Source organism: Microbacterium testaceum (genome assembly GCF_020781835.1).
GTDB classification, from domain to species: domain Bacteria; phylum Actinomycetota; class Actinomycetes; order Actinomycetales; family Microbacteriaceae; genus Microbacterium; species Microbacterium testaceum_H.
In genome coordinates this window covers 61,577-75,330 of the sequence record NZ_JAJGNJ010000004.1, presented here as the reverse complement: position 1 = coordinate 75,330, position 13,754 = coordinate 61,577, and the positions used below count along the sequence as shown (strand labels likewise).

The 13,754-nt window shown below is 70.0% G+C and carries 13 protein-coding genes; 10 read left to right on the top strand and 3 right to left on the bottom strand.

What is annotated here, in order from left to right; genetic code table 11:
- Nucleotide 1: 1 nt before the first annotated feature.
- From LL239_RS07435 to LL239_RS07400, 8 genes are all read left to right on the top strand, one after another.
- Nucleotides 2-760: a YebC/PmpR family DNA-binding transcriptional regulator gene (locus LL239_RS07435; RefSeq protein WP_228162825.1), complete on the top strand. Its 759-nt coding sequence runs from the start codon at nt 2-4 to the stop codon at nt 758-760.
- A gap of 48 nt (nt 761-808) precedes the next feature.
- Nucleotides 809-1,414: a crossover junction endodeoxyribonuclease RuvC gene (gene ruvC / locus LL239_RS07430; protein WP_228162824.1), complete on the top strand. Its 606-nt coding sequence runs from the start codon at nt 809-811 to the stop codon at nt 1,412-1,414.
- Between the two features lie 9 nt (nt 1,415-1,423).
- Nucleotides 1,424-2,044, top strand: a complete 621-nt coding sequence (gene ruvA, locus LL239_RS07425) for a Holliday junction branch migration protein RuvA (protein WP_228162823.1) — start codon at nt 1,424-1,426, stop codon at nt 2,042-2,044.
- A complete protein-coding gene (ruvB, locus tag LL239_RS07420) occupies nt 2,037-3,086 on the top strand; it encodes a Holliday junction branch migration DNA helicase RuvB (protein ID WP_228162822.1) in 1,050 nt (349 codons plus the stop codon). The genes ruvA and ruvB overlap by 8 nt, the downstream gene beginning before the upstream one ends.
- A 79-nt stretch (nt 3,087-3,165) precedes the next feature.
- Nucleotides 3,166-3,618 carry a preprotein translocase subunit YajC gene (locus LL239_RS07415; protein WP_228162821.1) on the top strand — a complete coding sequence of 151 codons (453 nt, stop codon included), beginning with the start codon at nt 3,166-3,168 and terminating at the stop codon, nt 3,616-3,618.
- Nucleotides 3,619-3,664: 46 nt separating this feature from the next.
- Entirely contained in the window at nt 3,665-5,374 is a 1,710-nt protein-coding gene (gene secD, locus LL239_RS07410) for a protein translocase subunit SecD (protein ID WP_228162820.1), read from the top strand.
- Nucleotides 5,374-6,360 (top strand): protein translocase subunit SecF, encoded by a 987-nt coding sequence (gene secF / locus LL239_RS07405; RefSeq protein ID WP_228162819.1) that lies wholly within the window; start codon nt 5,374-5,376, stop codon nt 6,358-6,360. The genes secD and secF overlap by 1 nt, the downstream gene beginning before the upstream one ends.
- 67 nt (nt 6,361-6,427) lie before the next feature.
- Nucleotides 6,428-8,680, top strand: a complete 2,253-nt coding sequence (locus LL239_RS07400) for a RelA/SpoT family protein (RefSeq protein WP_308218566.1) — start codon at nt 6,428-6,430, stop codon at nt 8,678-8,680.
- On the opposite strand, the gene LL239_RS07395 is transcribed toward LL239_RS07400, so the two are convergent.
- From LL239_RS07395 to LL239_RS07385, 3 genes are all read right to left on the bottom strand, one after another.
- Complete coding sequence (locus LL239_RS07395; RefSeq protein WP_228162818.1) at nt 8,667-9,206, bottom strand: type IV toxin-antitoxin system AbiEi family antitoxin; 540 nt, start codon at nt 9,204-9,206, stop codon at nt 8,667-8,669. The genes LL239_RS07400 and LL239_RS07395 overlap by 14 nt on opposite strands.
- Before the next feature lie 61 nt (nt 9,207-9,267).
- Nucleotides 9,268-10,767 carry a DUF349 domain-containing protein gene (locus LL239_RS07390; RefSeq protein ID WP_374197618.1) on the bottom strand — a complete coding sequence of 500 codons (1,500 nt, stop codon included), beginning with the start codon at nt 10,765-10,767 and terminating at the stop codon, nt 9,268-9,270.
- A gap of 81 nt (nt 10,768-10,848) precedes the next feature.
- Nucleotides 10,849-11,136 (bottom strand): dioxygenase, encoded by a 288-nt coding sequence (locus LL239_RS07385; RefSeq protein WP_228162817.1) that lies wholly within the window; start codon nt 11,134-11,136, stop codon nt 10,849-10,851.
- Between the two features lie 107 nt (nt 11,137-11,243).
- Between LL239_RS07385 and LL239_RS07380 the strand changes: the two genes are divergently transcribed.
- On the top strand, nt 11,244-12,659 hold the full coding sequence (locus LL239_RS07380) for a replication-associated recombination protein A (RefSeq protein WP_228162816.1): 1,416 nt from the start codon (nt 11,244-11,246) through the stop codon (nt 12,657-12,659).
- Between the two features lie 177 nt (nt 12,660-12,836).
- Nucleotides 12,837-13,466 (top strand): 30S ribosomal protein S4, encoded by a 630-nt coding sequence (rpsD, locus tag LL239_RS07375; protein ID WP_228162815.1) that lies wholly within the window; start codon nt 12,837-12,839, stop codon nt 13,464-13,466.
- Nucleotides 13,467-13,754 lie beyond the last annotated feature (288 nt).

The window sequence follows — 13,754 nt, the reverse complement described above, 5'->3', positions numbered from 1 at the left end:
CATGTCCGGACACTCCAAATGGGCCACGACCAAGCACAAGAAGGCGGTCGTCGACGCCCGCCGCGCCAAGTCGTGGGCCAAGCTCATCAAGAACATCGAGGTCGCCGCCAAGCTCGGCGGGCCGGACCTCCAGGGCAACCCGACGCTCTTCGACGCGGTGCTCAAGGCCAAGAAGACCTCGGTCCCCAAAGACAACATCGACCGCGCCATCAAGCGCGGCGCCGGCATCGGCGGCGAGGCCGTCGAGTACTCCTCGATCATGTACGAGGGATACGGCCCCAACGGCGTCGCGTTCCTCATCGAGTGCCTGACCGACAACAAGAACCGCGCCGCGGCCGAGGTGCGCACCGCGCTCAGCCGCAACGGCGGCACGCTGGCAGACCCCGGCAGCGTGGCCTACAACTTCAGCCGCAAGGGTGTCATCGTCGTCCCCTCCGAGGGCACGACCGAGGACGACGTCATGCTCGCCGTCCTCGAGGCCGGCGCGGAAGAGGTCGAGCCGCACGGCGACGGCTTCGGCGTCATCACCGAGGCGAGCGACCTGGTGACCGTCCGCTCAGCGCTGCAGGACGCCGGCATCGAGTACGACTCCGCCGACGTGGAGTTCGTCCCCTCGCTCAAGGTCGAGGTCGACGCCGACACCGCGCGCAAGGTGTTCCGCCTGATCGACGCGCTCGAAGACAGCGACGACGTGCAGAACGTCTACACGAACTTCGACCTGACCGCCGAGGTGCAGGCCGAACTCGAGAACGACGAGTAAGGGCGCGCCCTGCCCGACTCCACGGCCCCTGCGCTTAGCGTGGGGGCCGTGTCTCGTTCTCTGCGCGTCCTCGGTATCGACCCCGGGTTGACGCGCTGCGGCATCGGCGTGGTCGACGTCTCGCCCGACCGCACGGCATCCCTCGTCCACGTCGGGGTGGTCCGCTCGGCCGTCGCCGATCCGATCGAGAAGCGCCTCGCCACGATCGCGGCCGGCATCCGCACGGTGCTGGCGGCCCACGATCCGCACGTCGTCGCCGTCGAGCGCGTGTTCGCGCAGAACAACCGCCACTCGGTGATGGGCACCGCGCAGGCGAGCGGCATCGCGCTGCTGCTGGCGGCGGAGCATGGCATCCCCGCCGCCACCCACACCCCGAGCGAGGTCAAGGCCGCGATCACCGGCTACGGCTCGGCCGACAAGCTCCAGGTGCAGACAATGGTCGCGCGCGTCCTGCGGCTCGATGCGCTGCCCCAGCCGGCCGACGCCGCCGACGCACTCGCCTTGGCGCTGTGCCACGCCTGGCGCGGGGGAGCGGCGACGCCCGTGTCTGGGGGCGCCCTCACTCCCGCACAGAAGGCCTGGCGGGATGCCGAGAAGCGCCAGCCCTCCACAGGGACGCGTGTCGCTCGAACAAAGGTCCGAACCGGCGCGTAGGCTCTTTGCATGATCTCTTCGCTGCAGGGTGTCGCGGGGCACGTCGGCGACGACACCCTCGTCGTGGTCGTCGGGGGAGTCGGGCTCTCGGTCGCGGTGACGCCGCAGGTCGCGCGCACCACCCACGTCGGCGACCAGGTGCACCTGCACACGCACCTGGTTGTCCGCGAGGACGCCCTCTCGCTCTTCGGCTTCGAGACGCGTGAGGAGCTCACGGTGTTCACACAGCTCATCGGGGTGACGGGCGTCGGTCCCAAGTCCGCGATGGGGGTGCTCTCGTCCCTCACGGTGCCGCAGATCGCCCAAGCGGTCACCGACGACGACGACGCCCCGTTCAAGCGCGTCTCGGGCATCGGGCCGAAGACCGCGAAGCTCATCGTCGTGCAGCTGGCCGGCAAGCTGGCTGTCGCCCCCGCACAGGCACCGGCGGCGGTGGCCCCGCACGGTCAGGTGCCGATGCAGGTCACGCAGGCGCTCGTCGGACTCGGCTGGAGCGAACGCGTCGCCGCCGAGGCCGTGGCATCCGTCGCCGAGGACGCGGCCGAGGCCGACCGGGCCTCGGTCCAGGCCCTGCTCCGGCTCACCCTCGCCCTCCTCGGTCCCGCGCGGAAGGAGCCCGTCGGTGGCTGACGTCGTGCGCGACGCCGGCACCCCCGACGACGAGACCGAACTCGCGATCGAGGGGGCCCTGCGCCCGACCTCGCTGAGCGAGTTCGTCGGGCAGCAGAAGGTGCGCGGACAACTGCAGCTGCTGCTCGACGCCGCCCGCATTCAGCAGCGCTCACCCGACCACATCCTGCTGTCCGGCCCTCCTGGCCTGGGCAAGACGACCCTGGCGATGATCGTCGCGCACGAGAGCGGCCGTCCGCTGCGCCTGTCGAGCGGGCCGGCGATCCAACACGCCGGCGACCTCGCCGCTCTGCTGTCCTCACTGACACCGGGCGAAGTGCTCTTCATCGACGAGATCCATCGCATGGCGCGCTCCGCCGAAGAGATGCTGTACCTCGCGATGGAGGACTTCCGCATCGACATCATGGTCGGCAAGGGCGCCGGTGCGACGAGCATCCCCCTCGACCTTGCGCCGTTCACGCTCGTGGGCGCGACCACGCGCGCCGGGCTCCTGCCCAACCCGCTGCGTGACCGCTTCGGGTTCACCGCGCACCTGGAGTACTACGAGCCGGAAGAACTCGAGCGAGTCGTCTCGCGTTCGGCATCCATGCTCGACGTGGGGCTTCCCGGCACCGCACGGTCCGAGATCGCTCGCCGTTCGCGCGGCACTCCCCGCATCGCCAACCGCCTGCTGCGCCGCGTCCGCGACTACCTCGTCGTGCACGGTCCGTCGACCGGAACCGACGCCGGTGACGCCGACGTCCGCACGGTCGACGCCGCCCTCGACCTCTACGACGTGGATGCCATCGGCCTCGACCGCCTCGACCGCGCGGTGCTCGACGCTCTCGTGCGGCGCTTCCGCGGCGGACCCGTGGGGCTGAGCACGCTCGCCGTGGCCGTCGGGGAGGAGCCCGAGACGATCGAGTCGGTCGTCGAGCCCTACCTCGTGCGTATCGGCTTCATGGGGCGTACACCGCGGGGCCGTGTCGCCACCCCCGAGGCCTACGACCATCTCGGTGCTCCCCACCCCGACGGGCTCCTCCGATTCAGTCAAGGGGGATGACCTATACTCGGCGAGGGATTCCCCGACCCCTCCAGGCAGTGCCGCACGGCGCGCCTGAATCGAAAGGTGCACCGCCTCCATGGATTTCGCGAACTTCTTCGCCAACTACGGCCTGATCATCCTGCTGATCGGCCTGCTGGTCTTCATGTTCTGGAGCTCGCGTCGCCGCATGCAGAAGCAGAAGCTCGAGCTGGAGGAGAAGGCGCGGCAGACCGTCCCCGGTGCCGAGGTCCTGCTCCAGGGCGGCCTTTACGGCACCGTGGTCGAGTACGACGGGGAAGACCTCGACAAGCCGGCGCACGTGGAGATCGCCCCAGGCGTCGTCATCAAGGTGCACAGCCAGGCCGTGCTCCGCGTGGTGAACCCCGCCCAGGGCTACGTCACCGAGGACGAGTTCATCGAGGCGGAGGAGACCGAGGCGGAATACGTCGCCGGAGTCGCCGACGGCGACATCACCTCGATCAGCGACGACCACCGCGCCGCCCGCCAGGCCGAGGTCGAGCGCGACGACAAGGACCGCCCGCAGGCCTGACGCCCCCTCGTCCGTTCCGTCCACCGCCGCATAGAAAGCCGACTCCGTGGCGCCCTCGACTCCCGTCCGCCACGCTTGGCGCGTGCTGACCGGACTGCTCGCCATCACCGGCGTGCTGTTCGGCATCAACGCGCTGGGTGTGTACGCCTTCCAGGCCAGTTCCTGGACCCCCGACCTCGCCCTCGACCTGCAGGGCGGGACGCAGATCATCCTGGCCGCACAGACGACGGACGGGGCCGACCCCGACGCCGAGCAGCTGCAGCAGGCCGTCTCGATCATCCGTCAGCGCGTCGACGCCTCGGGCGTGGGCGAGGCCGACGTGGCCACCGAGGGCGGCCGCAACATCGTCGTGCAGATCCCTGGACAGGCGGACGAGGCCACGCGCGAGCGCATCCAGAGCTCCGCGCAGCTCCAGCTGCGCGCCGTGCTGTTCACCGGTTCTCCGGCGACGTCGTTCGTCGGCGAGGACGGTCAGAGCACGCCGTACCCGACGCCCGACCCGTCGCTGCCGTCCACGCCGACCGCGTCGCCGACCAACGGGAGCGACCCGTCGTGGATCACCCCCGCGCTCCAAGCCGAGTTCCTGGCCTACGACTGCGCCAACCCCACGAACAACCCGGCGCAGGCCCCCGCCGACCAGCCGCTCATCACCTGCAGCGACGACGGGTCGGTGAAGTACATCCTCGGACCGGTCGAGCTGGACGGCACCGACATCAGCGACGCCACCAACGGCCAGGAGCAGAACACCGGCCAGTGGGCCGTCAACCTGGCCTTCAACGACCAGGGCACGCAGAAGTTCGGCGAGATCAGCCAGCGCCTCTACGGCGCGCAGGCGCCGCTCAACCAGTTCGCCTTCGTCCTCGACGGCTCGGTCTTGTCGGCACCGTCGATGAACGGCATCATCCTCGACGGTCGCCCGAGCATCACCGGCAACTTCACCCAGGAGACGTCGAAGGCCCTCGCCGATCAGCTCAAGTACGGCGCGCTGCCGCTGAGCTTCACGGTCGTCAGCTCCGACACCGTCTCGGCCACCCTCGGCTCGCAGCAGCTGCAGGTCGGTTTCCTCGCCGGCCTCATCGGACTCGGTCTCGTCGCGATCTACTCCCTCGTGGTGTACCGCGCGCTGGGAACGGTGATCATCGCCTCGCTGGGCGTCATGGCGGTGCTCACCTACGTCACGCTCTGCATCCTCGCGTGGCGCATGGGCTTCCGCCTGTCTCTCGCGGGCGTCGCAGGCCTGATCGTGACCATCGGCTTCACCGCCGACTCGTTCATCGTCTACTTCGAACGCATCCGCGACGAGCTGCGCGACGGCAAGTCGATCACCGCGGCGGTCGAGGACGGCTGGGCCCGCGCCAAGCGCACGATCTACATCTCGAAGTCGATCAACATCCTCGCCGCCGTCGTGCTGTACATCCTCGCGGATGCCACGGTGAAGGGCTTCGCGTTCACGCTGGGTCTCACGACAGCGATCGACATCCTCATCTTCATCCTGTTCACGCACCCGGTCATGCAGCTTCTCGCCCGGACGCGCTTCTTCGGCTCGGGCCACCCGCTGTCGGGCATGGACCCCGAGGCTCTCGGGGCCGTCTACCGCGGACGCGCGCAGTTCCGCGCCCCCGCCGCTGCCGTCTCGGGTCGAGCCAACCGCTCGCGGGGTGAAGCCCAGCGCCGACAGACCATCGCCGAGCGCAAGCGTGCCGAGCTCGCCGCAGCCCAGGGCAATAGCCGCTCCACGAAGGAGGGAGACGACTGATGCGCTCCATGACGCAGCTCGGCAACGACCTCTACTCCGGCAAGACCTCGTTCCCGTTCGTCCAGCGCCGACGCCTGTGGTTCATCATCGCGGCGGTGCTGGTCATCGGTGCCGCCCTGGTGCCGCTGTTCCGCCCGGTCCAGTTCTCCATCGAGTTCACCGGTGGGTCGCAGTTCACGGTGTCGAACCCCGCGTCGTTCGACCAGGCGATCGCGACCGACGCCGTGGCATCCGTGGTCCCGGATGCCACGACCCGTGTCACCACCATCAGCGACCAGGCCGTGCGGGTCCAGACCGACCAGCTCGACGATCAGCAGACGCAGGACGTGTCAGCCGCCCTGGCAGAGGGCTACGGCGTCCCGACGACCGAGATCACCAACTCGTTCATCGGCCCCACCTGGGGAGCCGACGTCACCCGCCAGTCGCTGTGGGGTCTGTCGATCTTCCTCGACCTGACCTTCGTCATCCTCGCGCTGTACTTCCGCACGTGGAAGATGTCGGTGGCCGCCATCGTCGGCCTCGTCGACGTCCTCGTCATCACGATCGGCGTGTACGCGCTCTTCGGGTTCGAGATCTCGCCCGCCGCGGTCATCGGCTTCCTGACGATCCTCTCCTACGCGCTGTACGACACCACCGTCGTGTTCGACAAGGTGCGGGAGAACACCCGGGAGGACGGGGAGATCTCCGGGCGCACCTTCGCCGAGTCTGTCAACCTCGCGGCGAACCAGACGCTCATCCGGTCGATCAACACCACGGTCGTGGCGATCCTGCCCGTGGGCGCGATCCTCTTCATCGGTGTCCCACTGGGCGCCCGCACGCTGAGCGACATCTCGCTGTCGATCTTCGTCGGCACGATCGTGGCCGCGTACTCGACCCTCTTCGTCGCCGTCCCGCTGTACGCGCTCCTGCGCGAGCGTGAGGCCCCGATCAAGGCGCGCGACGCCCGCGTGCTCGCGGCCCGTGAGAAGGCCGGTGTTCCCGCCTGACGGCGGGCACCGGCCTCGCCCGGCGTAGGATGGCAAGACTGACCGCCGCATCCGGGGGAGGGGATCTGTGACCGAGACCACGTCCCCCGCGCCGCCGCCGTCCTCCCTTCGACGGCTGGTCCCGCGCATCTTCTCCCGCGCCGCCCGACGGGACGACGTCGACAAGCTGCTGCGCACGGTCCGCACGCACCACCCCAAGGGCGACCTGGGCATCATCGAGCGCGCGTACGCGGTGGCCGACAAGGCGCACGACGGGCAGAAGCGCCAGAGCGGCGAGCCGTACATCACGCATCCGCTCGCCGTCGCACAGATCCTCGCCGAGCTCGGGCTCGGGCCGAAGGCCATCGCCGCCGCACTCCTGCACGACACCGTCGAAGACACCGGGTACCCGCTCGACGAGCTCGCCGCCGACTTCGGTGACGAGGTCGCCATGCTCGTGGACGGCGTCACGAAACTCGACAAGGTCAAGTACGGCGAGAGCGCGCAGGCCGAGACCGTCCGCAAGATGATCGTGGCGATGTCGCGCGACATCCGGGTGCTGCTGATCAAGCTGGCCGATCGCCTGCACAACGCGCGCACGTGGGGTTTCGTCCCGCCGCACAAGGCCGCGAAGAAGGCGACCGAGACGCTCGAGATCTACGCGCCGCTGGCGCATCGCCTCGGCATCCAGGCGATCAAGAGCGAGCTCGAAGACCTCTCGTTCGCCGTGCTCCACCCCAAGCTGTACGCCGAGATCGAGAGCCTCGTGCGTCAACGGACGCCCCAGCGCGAGCAATACGTGCAGACGGTGATCGACGCGATCGACGCCGACCTGCGCGAACTGCGCGTCCGCGGGCGGGTCATGGGGCGCCCGAAGCAGCTGTACTCGGTGTACCAGAAGATGGTCGTGCGGGGCCGCGAGTTCGACGACATCTACGACCTCATCGGCATCCGGATCCTCGTCGGCACGGTGCGCGACTGCTACGCGGTGCTCGGCGCGATCCACGCCCGCTGGACGCCGCTGCCCGGCCGCTTCAAGGACTACATCGCCACCCCGAAGTTCAACCTGTACCAGTCGCTGCACACGACCGTGATCGGTCCGAGCGGCCGGACGGTCGAGATCCAGATCCGTACGCACGAGATGCACCAGCAGGCGGAGTTCGGCGTCGCCGCGCACTGGAAGTACAAGGAGCGGATGGCCGGCGGCAAGACGGATGCCAAGGCCTCCGACACCGACATGGCGTGGATCGCGCGCATCTCGGACTGGCAGGCCGAGACCGCCGATCCGGGGGAGTTCCTCGATTCGCTCCGCTTCGAGATCGGGGCGAAAGAGGTCTACGTCTTCACGCCGAAGGGACGGGTCATCGGTCTGCCCAAGGGCGCGACGCCGGTCGACTTCGCCTACGCCGTGCACACCGAGATCGGCCACCGCACGATGGGGGCCAAGGTCAACGGGCGCCTCGTGCCCCTGGAGACCGAGCTGCAGTCCGGCGACGTCGTCGAGGTCTTCACGTCGAAGAACCCGGATGCCGGCCCGAGCCAGGACTGGCTCGGCTTCGTCAAGAGCACACGCGCGCGCAACAAGATCCGCGGCTGGTTCACGAAGGAGCGCCGCGAAGAGGCGATCGAGCAGGGCAAGGACTCCATCGCCCGTGCGATGCGACGCCAGAACCTCCCGCTCCAGCGCCTCATGAACCAGGACTCGTTCACCGAGGTCGCACGGCAGTTCCACTACGAAGACGTCTCCGCCCTGTACGCCGCCGTGGGCGAGGGACACGTCTCGACGCAGTCGGTCATCGAGAAGGTCACGGCACTCGTCAGCGCCGACGACACGTCCACCGGTCCCATCGACCTCCCGCAGGTCGGACGCAGTCGCGCCCCCCGCGGCGGCGACTCCGGTGTGCTGGTTCGCGGTGCCCCCGACATCCTCGTCAAGCTGGCGAAGTGCTGCACCCCGGTGCCGGGCGACGAGATCGTCGGATTCGTCACGCGCGGTAGCGGCGTATCCGTGCACCGCGGCGACTGCACCAACGTGAAATCTCTGCGGGAAGACCCCGAACGGCTCATCGAGGTCGAGTGGGCGCCGACGACCAAGAGCGTGTTCCTCGTCCAGATCCAGGTCGAGGCCCTCGACCGCTCGGGGCTGTTGAGCGACGTCACCCGCGTGCTGAGCGAGCACCACGTCAACATCCTCTCGGCCACGGTGTCGACGACGAACGACCGCCTGGCACTGAGCAAGTTCGTCTTCGAGATGGGCGATACCGTGCATCTCGACCGGGTGCTCAACGCAGTGCGACGCATCGACGCGGTCTACGACGTCTATCGGGTCACGTCGTCCTGACGCCCCCGAGAACCTCGTCGGCGCACCGACCGTAGGGGAAGCGCGGGTGCCGCGCGAGCCACGCACGCGCGCCGGCGAGAAGCTCCGGCGCGGACGCGGCCCAGGACCTCGCGGCTGCAAGATCATCGGCATCCGGGGATCGGGCGAGATCGACCAACGTCCGCTCGGGCGTGGACACGCGGACCCCCGCGATGTGCACGACGTCACCGGGCGGGATCCGCACGTCGTGGACGACCACGCCCGCGGAACGCACGGGCCGGACGCGTTCGGCGGCCGCGCGTTGGACGTGATGACGCGAGGGCTCGAGCGCGAGACCGCCGTGCACCCACGCGGCACTCGCGCGGACCGCCGCCCACCGCTCACCCAGCAGCGGCGCCAGGCTCCGCGCCCTCATCCACGCCGTCTCCACGGCGTCGGCGGGCATGAACCCCTCACCGATCGGGGTGAGCAGACCGTCGAGGCAGGCGGCCGTCAGCTCGGTCAGCGAGAGCCGTTCACCGGGGAAGTACAGAAACGGAGAGACCATCCCGTCAGTGTGACGGGATGGTCTCTGCCGGGGCGCCGATGGGCGAGAACTGTGGAAAACGTCAGCCGCCGAGCGCGCGCAACCAGGTGCGGCGCGCCTCGAGCGCTTCTGCCGCCTGCGCAGCGGCGCGCTTGTCGCCCTTGGCCGACGCGGCGGCCAGCTCGGCCTCGAGCTTCTCGATCGCATCGGTGAGCTGGCGCGTCATGTCGTTCGCGCGCGCCTTCTGCTCCGGATCGTTGCGCTTCCAGTCCGCGTCCTCGCGAGCGCGAACGCTCTGCTCGATCTTGCGGAGCTCGTCATCGAGCGCGCGCTCCTTGTCGCGGGGGAAGATGCGCCCGATCTCGTCCCACTGCCGCTGGATGGCGGTCAGCTTCTGACGAGCCGTCGCGAGGTTCTTCTCGTCGACGATCGGTGCGGCTTCCTCGAGAAGGGCTCGCTTGTGCTCGATCTTCTCCTTGGAGGCCTCGGCATCCGCGGTCTCGCGTTCGATGCGTGCGCCGTAGAGCGCGTCACCGGCGGCCTTGAACCGTGCCCACAGCGCGTCGTCGACCTTGCGGCCCGCGCGCCCGGAGGCCTTCCACTGGTCGAGGAGATCGCGGTAGGCCGGGATCCCGTCCTCACCGCGGGGAGCGAGGGCCTCGGCCCGCTCGACCAGGCGGGTCTTGGCATCGCGGGCGGCTTTGTGCGTTTCGTCGAGCGCGGAGAAGAACTCCCGACGGTGCCGGTCGACCGTGGCACGGGCGTCGCGGAACCGGCGCCAGAGCTGCTGCGCCGTCGACTTGGGCAGGCGCGGACCGTTCTGCTGGTGTGCCTGCCATCGGTCGAACAGCGCCGACATGTCGGCGGTCATCTGCTTCCACTGAACCGACTGCGGGTCGCGGGCGGCGAGGGCCTCGGCCTGCTCGACGATCTCGGTGCGCTCGCGCACGGCGTCGTCCACGGCCTCCTTGGCCGCGGCGGCCTCGGTCTCGGTGGCCTCCGCCAGCTCGGCGGTGAGCGCGTCCAGGCGCTCAAGCAGGGCGGCGAGGTCGCCGACCGCTGCGGCGCCGTCGACCTTGGCCCGCACCGTCTCGGCGGTGGAGCGCAGGTCGGACGCCGATGCACCACCTCGACGGTGGCGCACCTCGAGCAGGGTGACCTCGCCCGCGAGATCGGCGAACTTGCGCTGGTAATACGCCAGGGCCTCGTCCGGCGTGCCGTCGGGGTACTGTCCGACGACCCGCCACTGGTCGCCCTCGCGCACCGACACCGTTCCGTCCTCGTCGACACGACCCCACGGCTCGACCGGGGCGGCGACGCGGGCACCGGGCCGCGGCCCGGGACGGGGCCCGGGTGCGGGGACGGCGGGGACCGCCGGGGCGGCGGGCGCGGACTCCGCCTCGCCCGCGGCCTCCCCGACCTCGGGTGCGTCGTCGGCGCTGCCGTCGGTCGGACCCTCCGCCGGAGCGGTGGTCTCGTCCGCGCTTTCCGCAGTGGTGTCGGGCGTTTCGGCCACGGCCTCCGCGTCGTCGGCGACCGCGGGGGTGGTGTCGGGGGAGTCGGGGGAGGGAACGGAAGTCACGGGAAGCACCTCATCGCGGCAGAGCCGCCTGGGGGAGAAGGACGCTCCGAGCCTAGTACGACGGATGCCGTCGCCACAGGCTCAGGACGTGGGCGAGACCGCCGGTTCGGATGGAAGCGGCGTGCTCGGCGCCGGGCTCGGGCTGTCGCTGACGCTCGGCGCGGGCGCGGGGGCGCCGGGGCCGCCGACGAAGTAGACGGTCTGGAGCCCGACCGCCGCGGCGATCACCGCGAGCCCGATCGTGAGGCCGAGGACGTTGTCACGAACACGCCGCCGGCCTTGAAGACGGTGCAGCTCCTGGCGGGCCTGGTACGCCCGGGCGCGCTCGCGCTGCTCGCGGCTCTGCCTGTCCTTGCCACCTGTCGCCACGTCGACCTCTCTTCCCCGCTCGCGGACGGCCCCGATCCTACGCATCGACGTGTCGACCCGACAAAGACGCACGATCCGGTGTCGGCTGTCGCGATTAGCCTGGATCGGTGACCAGTGCTTCCGCCCTCTTCCAGGGCCAGACCCCGCTCGCGGTGCGGATGCGGCCGACGAGCCTCGACGAGGTCGCCGGCCAGGGTCACCTCCTGCGGCCGGGATCGCCGCTGGTCACTCTCGCGGGCGCCGACTCCTCGGCATCCGGGTCGGCCGTCTCCGTGATCCTGTGGGGCCCGCCGGGCACGGGCAAGACCACGCTCGCACAGGCCATCGCGCGCTCGTCGGGGCGCCGGTTCGTCGAGCTGTCCGCGATCACCGCGGGCGTGAAGGACGTACGTGAGGTGATGCAGGAGGCGCTCACCCAGCGCGACCTGTACGGACAGTCGACGATCCTCTTCCTCGACGAGATCCACCGCTTCACCAAGGCCCAGCAGGACGCGCTGCTGCCCGGAGTGGAGAACGGGTGGGTGGTGCTCATCGCCGCCACGACCGAGAACCCCTCGTTCTCGGTGATCTCCCCGCTGCTCTCGCGGTCGCTCCTTCTCACCCTCCGCCCCCTGGGAGACGACGACCTCGGCGCCCTCGTCGACCGCGCCGTGACCGATCCGCGCGGCCTCGCCGACCGGGTCGTGCTGAGCGACGAGGCCCGCTCGGCGCTCGTACGCCTGGCCTCCGGCGACGCGCGGCGCGCCCTCACCGCGCTCGAGGCCGCCGCCTCGGTCGCCGCCGACGACGCGGCCGGCGGAGACGACGCCTCGCACGCCGATGCAGTGGACGCGGATGCGCGCGTGACCGGCCCCGACGACACGGAGACGGATGCCACCGACATCCGTCCCGTCATCACCGGCGACCACATCGCGCAGGCGGTCGACCGCGCGCTGCTTCGCTACGACCGTCAGGGCGACGAGCACTACGACGTCATCAGCGCGTTCATCAAGTCGATCCGCGGCTCCGATGCCGACGCGGCGATCCACTACCTCGCGCGAATGATCGAGGCGGGGGAGGACCCACGCTTCATCGCGCGACGGCTGGTGATCTCGGCGGCGGAGGACATCGGGCTCGCCGATCCGCAGGCCCTCCAGATCGCGGTCGCCGCGGCGGATGCCGTCGCCTTCATCGGCATGCCCGAGGGACGCATCCCGCTCGCCGAGGCCACCGTGTACCTGGCGACGACAGCGAAGTCCAACGCCGCCTACACCGCGATCAACGCCGCGATCGCCGATGTCCGGGCGGGCGGCTTCGGACGCGTTCCGCTGCACCTGCGCGATGCGCACTACCCGGGAGCCAAGCGCCTCGGGCACGGCAAGGGATACAAGTACGCGCATGACAGCGACATCGGCATCGTCTCCCAGCAGTACCTGCCCGACGAGTTGCGGGGGAAGCAGTACTACCAGCCGACGTCGCACGGCGCCGAGCGCGAGGTGTCCGCGCGGCTCGAGAAGATCCGTCGCATCCTCGACGGCGGCTGAATCGACGGCCGGGCGCCTCTGGTAGCATGAACCGGCTCGAAACAGGGTTTTCGGGCATCCCCTCCTTCCTGTGATCACCTTCCGGTGCGCCCCGGCGTGCGTTCCGGATCGGGCGGAAGGGGGCGATACGTCCGTGAGCCGCGAAAGGCGCGGCCACGTCATCGGAAGGAGTACTTCGTGGCAACGAAGTCCCAGGACCGCCGCAAGGTCCGTCTGTCGCGCGCCCTCGGCGTCGCGCTCACCCCGAAGGCCGCCCGCTACCTCGAGAAGCGTCCCTACGCTCCCGGCGAGCACGGCCGCACCAAGCGCAAGGCCGACAGCGACTACGCCGTCCGTCTGCGTGAGAAGCAGCGTCTGCGCGAGCAGTACGGCATCCGCGAGAAGCAGCTGCGCATCGCGTTCAACGAGGCTCGTCGCACCGAGGGCCTGACCGGTGAGAACCTGGTCGAGCTGCTCGAGATGCGTCTGGACGCCCTGGTCGTGCGTTCGGGCTTCGCCCGCACCACCGCCCAGGCCCGTCAGCTCGTCGTGCACCGCCACATCCTGGTCGACGGCCAGCTCGTGGACCGCCCGTCGTTCCGCGTCAAGCCGGGTCAGCTCATCCACGTCAAGGCCAAGAGCGAGGGTCTCGAGCCCTTCCAGGTCGCTGCCGCCGGTGGGCACGCCGAGGTGCTGCCCCCCGTTCCGGGCTACCTCGAGGTCGACCTCTCGACGCTGCAGGCGCGCCTCGTGCGTCGCCCGAAGCGTGCCGAGGTGCCCGTCACGTGTGACGTGCAGCTCGTCGTCGAGTACTACGCCGCTCGCTGAGTCCCGCACTCACGAGCCGAAGGGCGTCGGGTTCTCCCGGCGCCCTTCGTCGTTCCCGCGCAGTCGCACGTTGCGGCTCCCTCCGAGCACACTCGCGTACACACCGTAGGAACTCACGCCGCTACCGGGCGGTCACCACTTCGCGCCGCCGCTCGGCCGCAGATTTCCTTCGTCGTGTGCGCGGAGGGCGGTGCCGCGCCCGAGCGACCCGACGACAGGACCGACGCGGGGCGCGGCATCCTTCCCTTCGGGCGCGCGCTCGCGCGACCCTGTCGCCTACGATGAAAG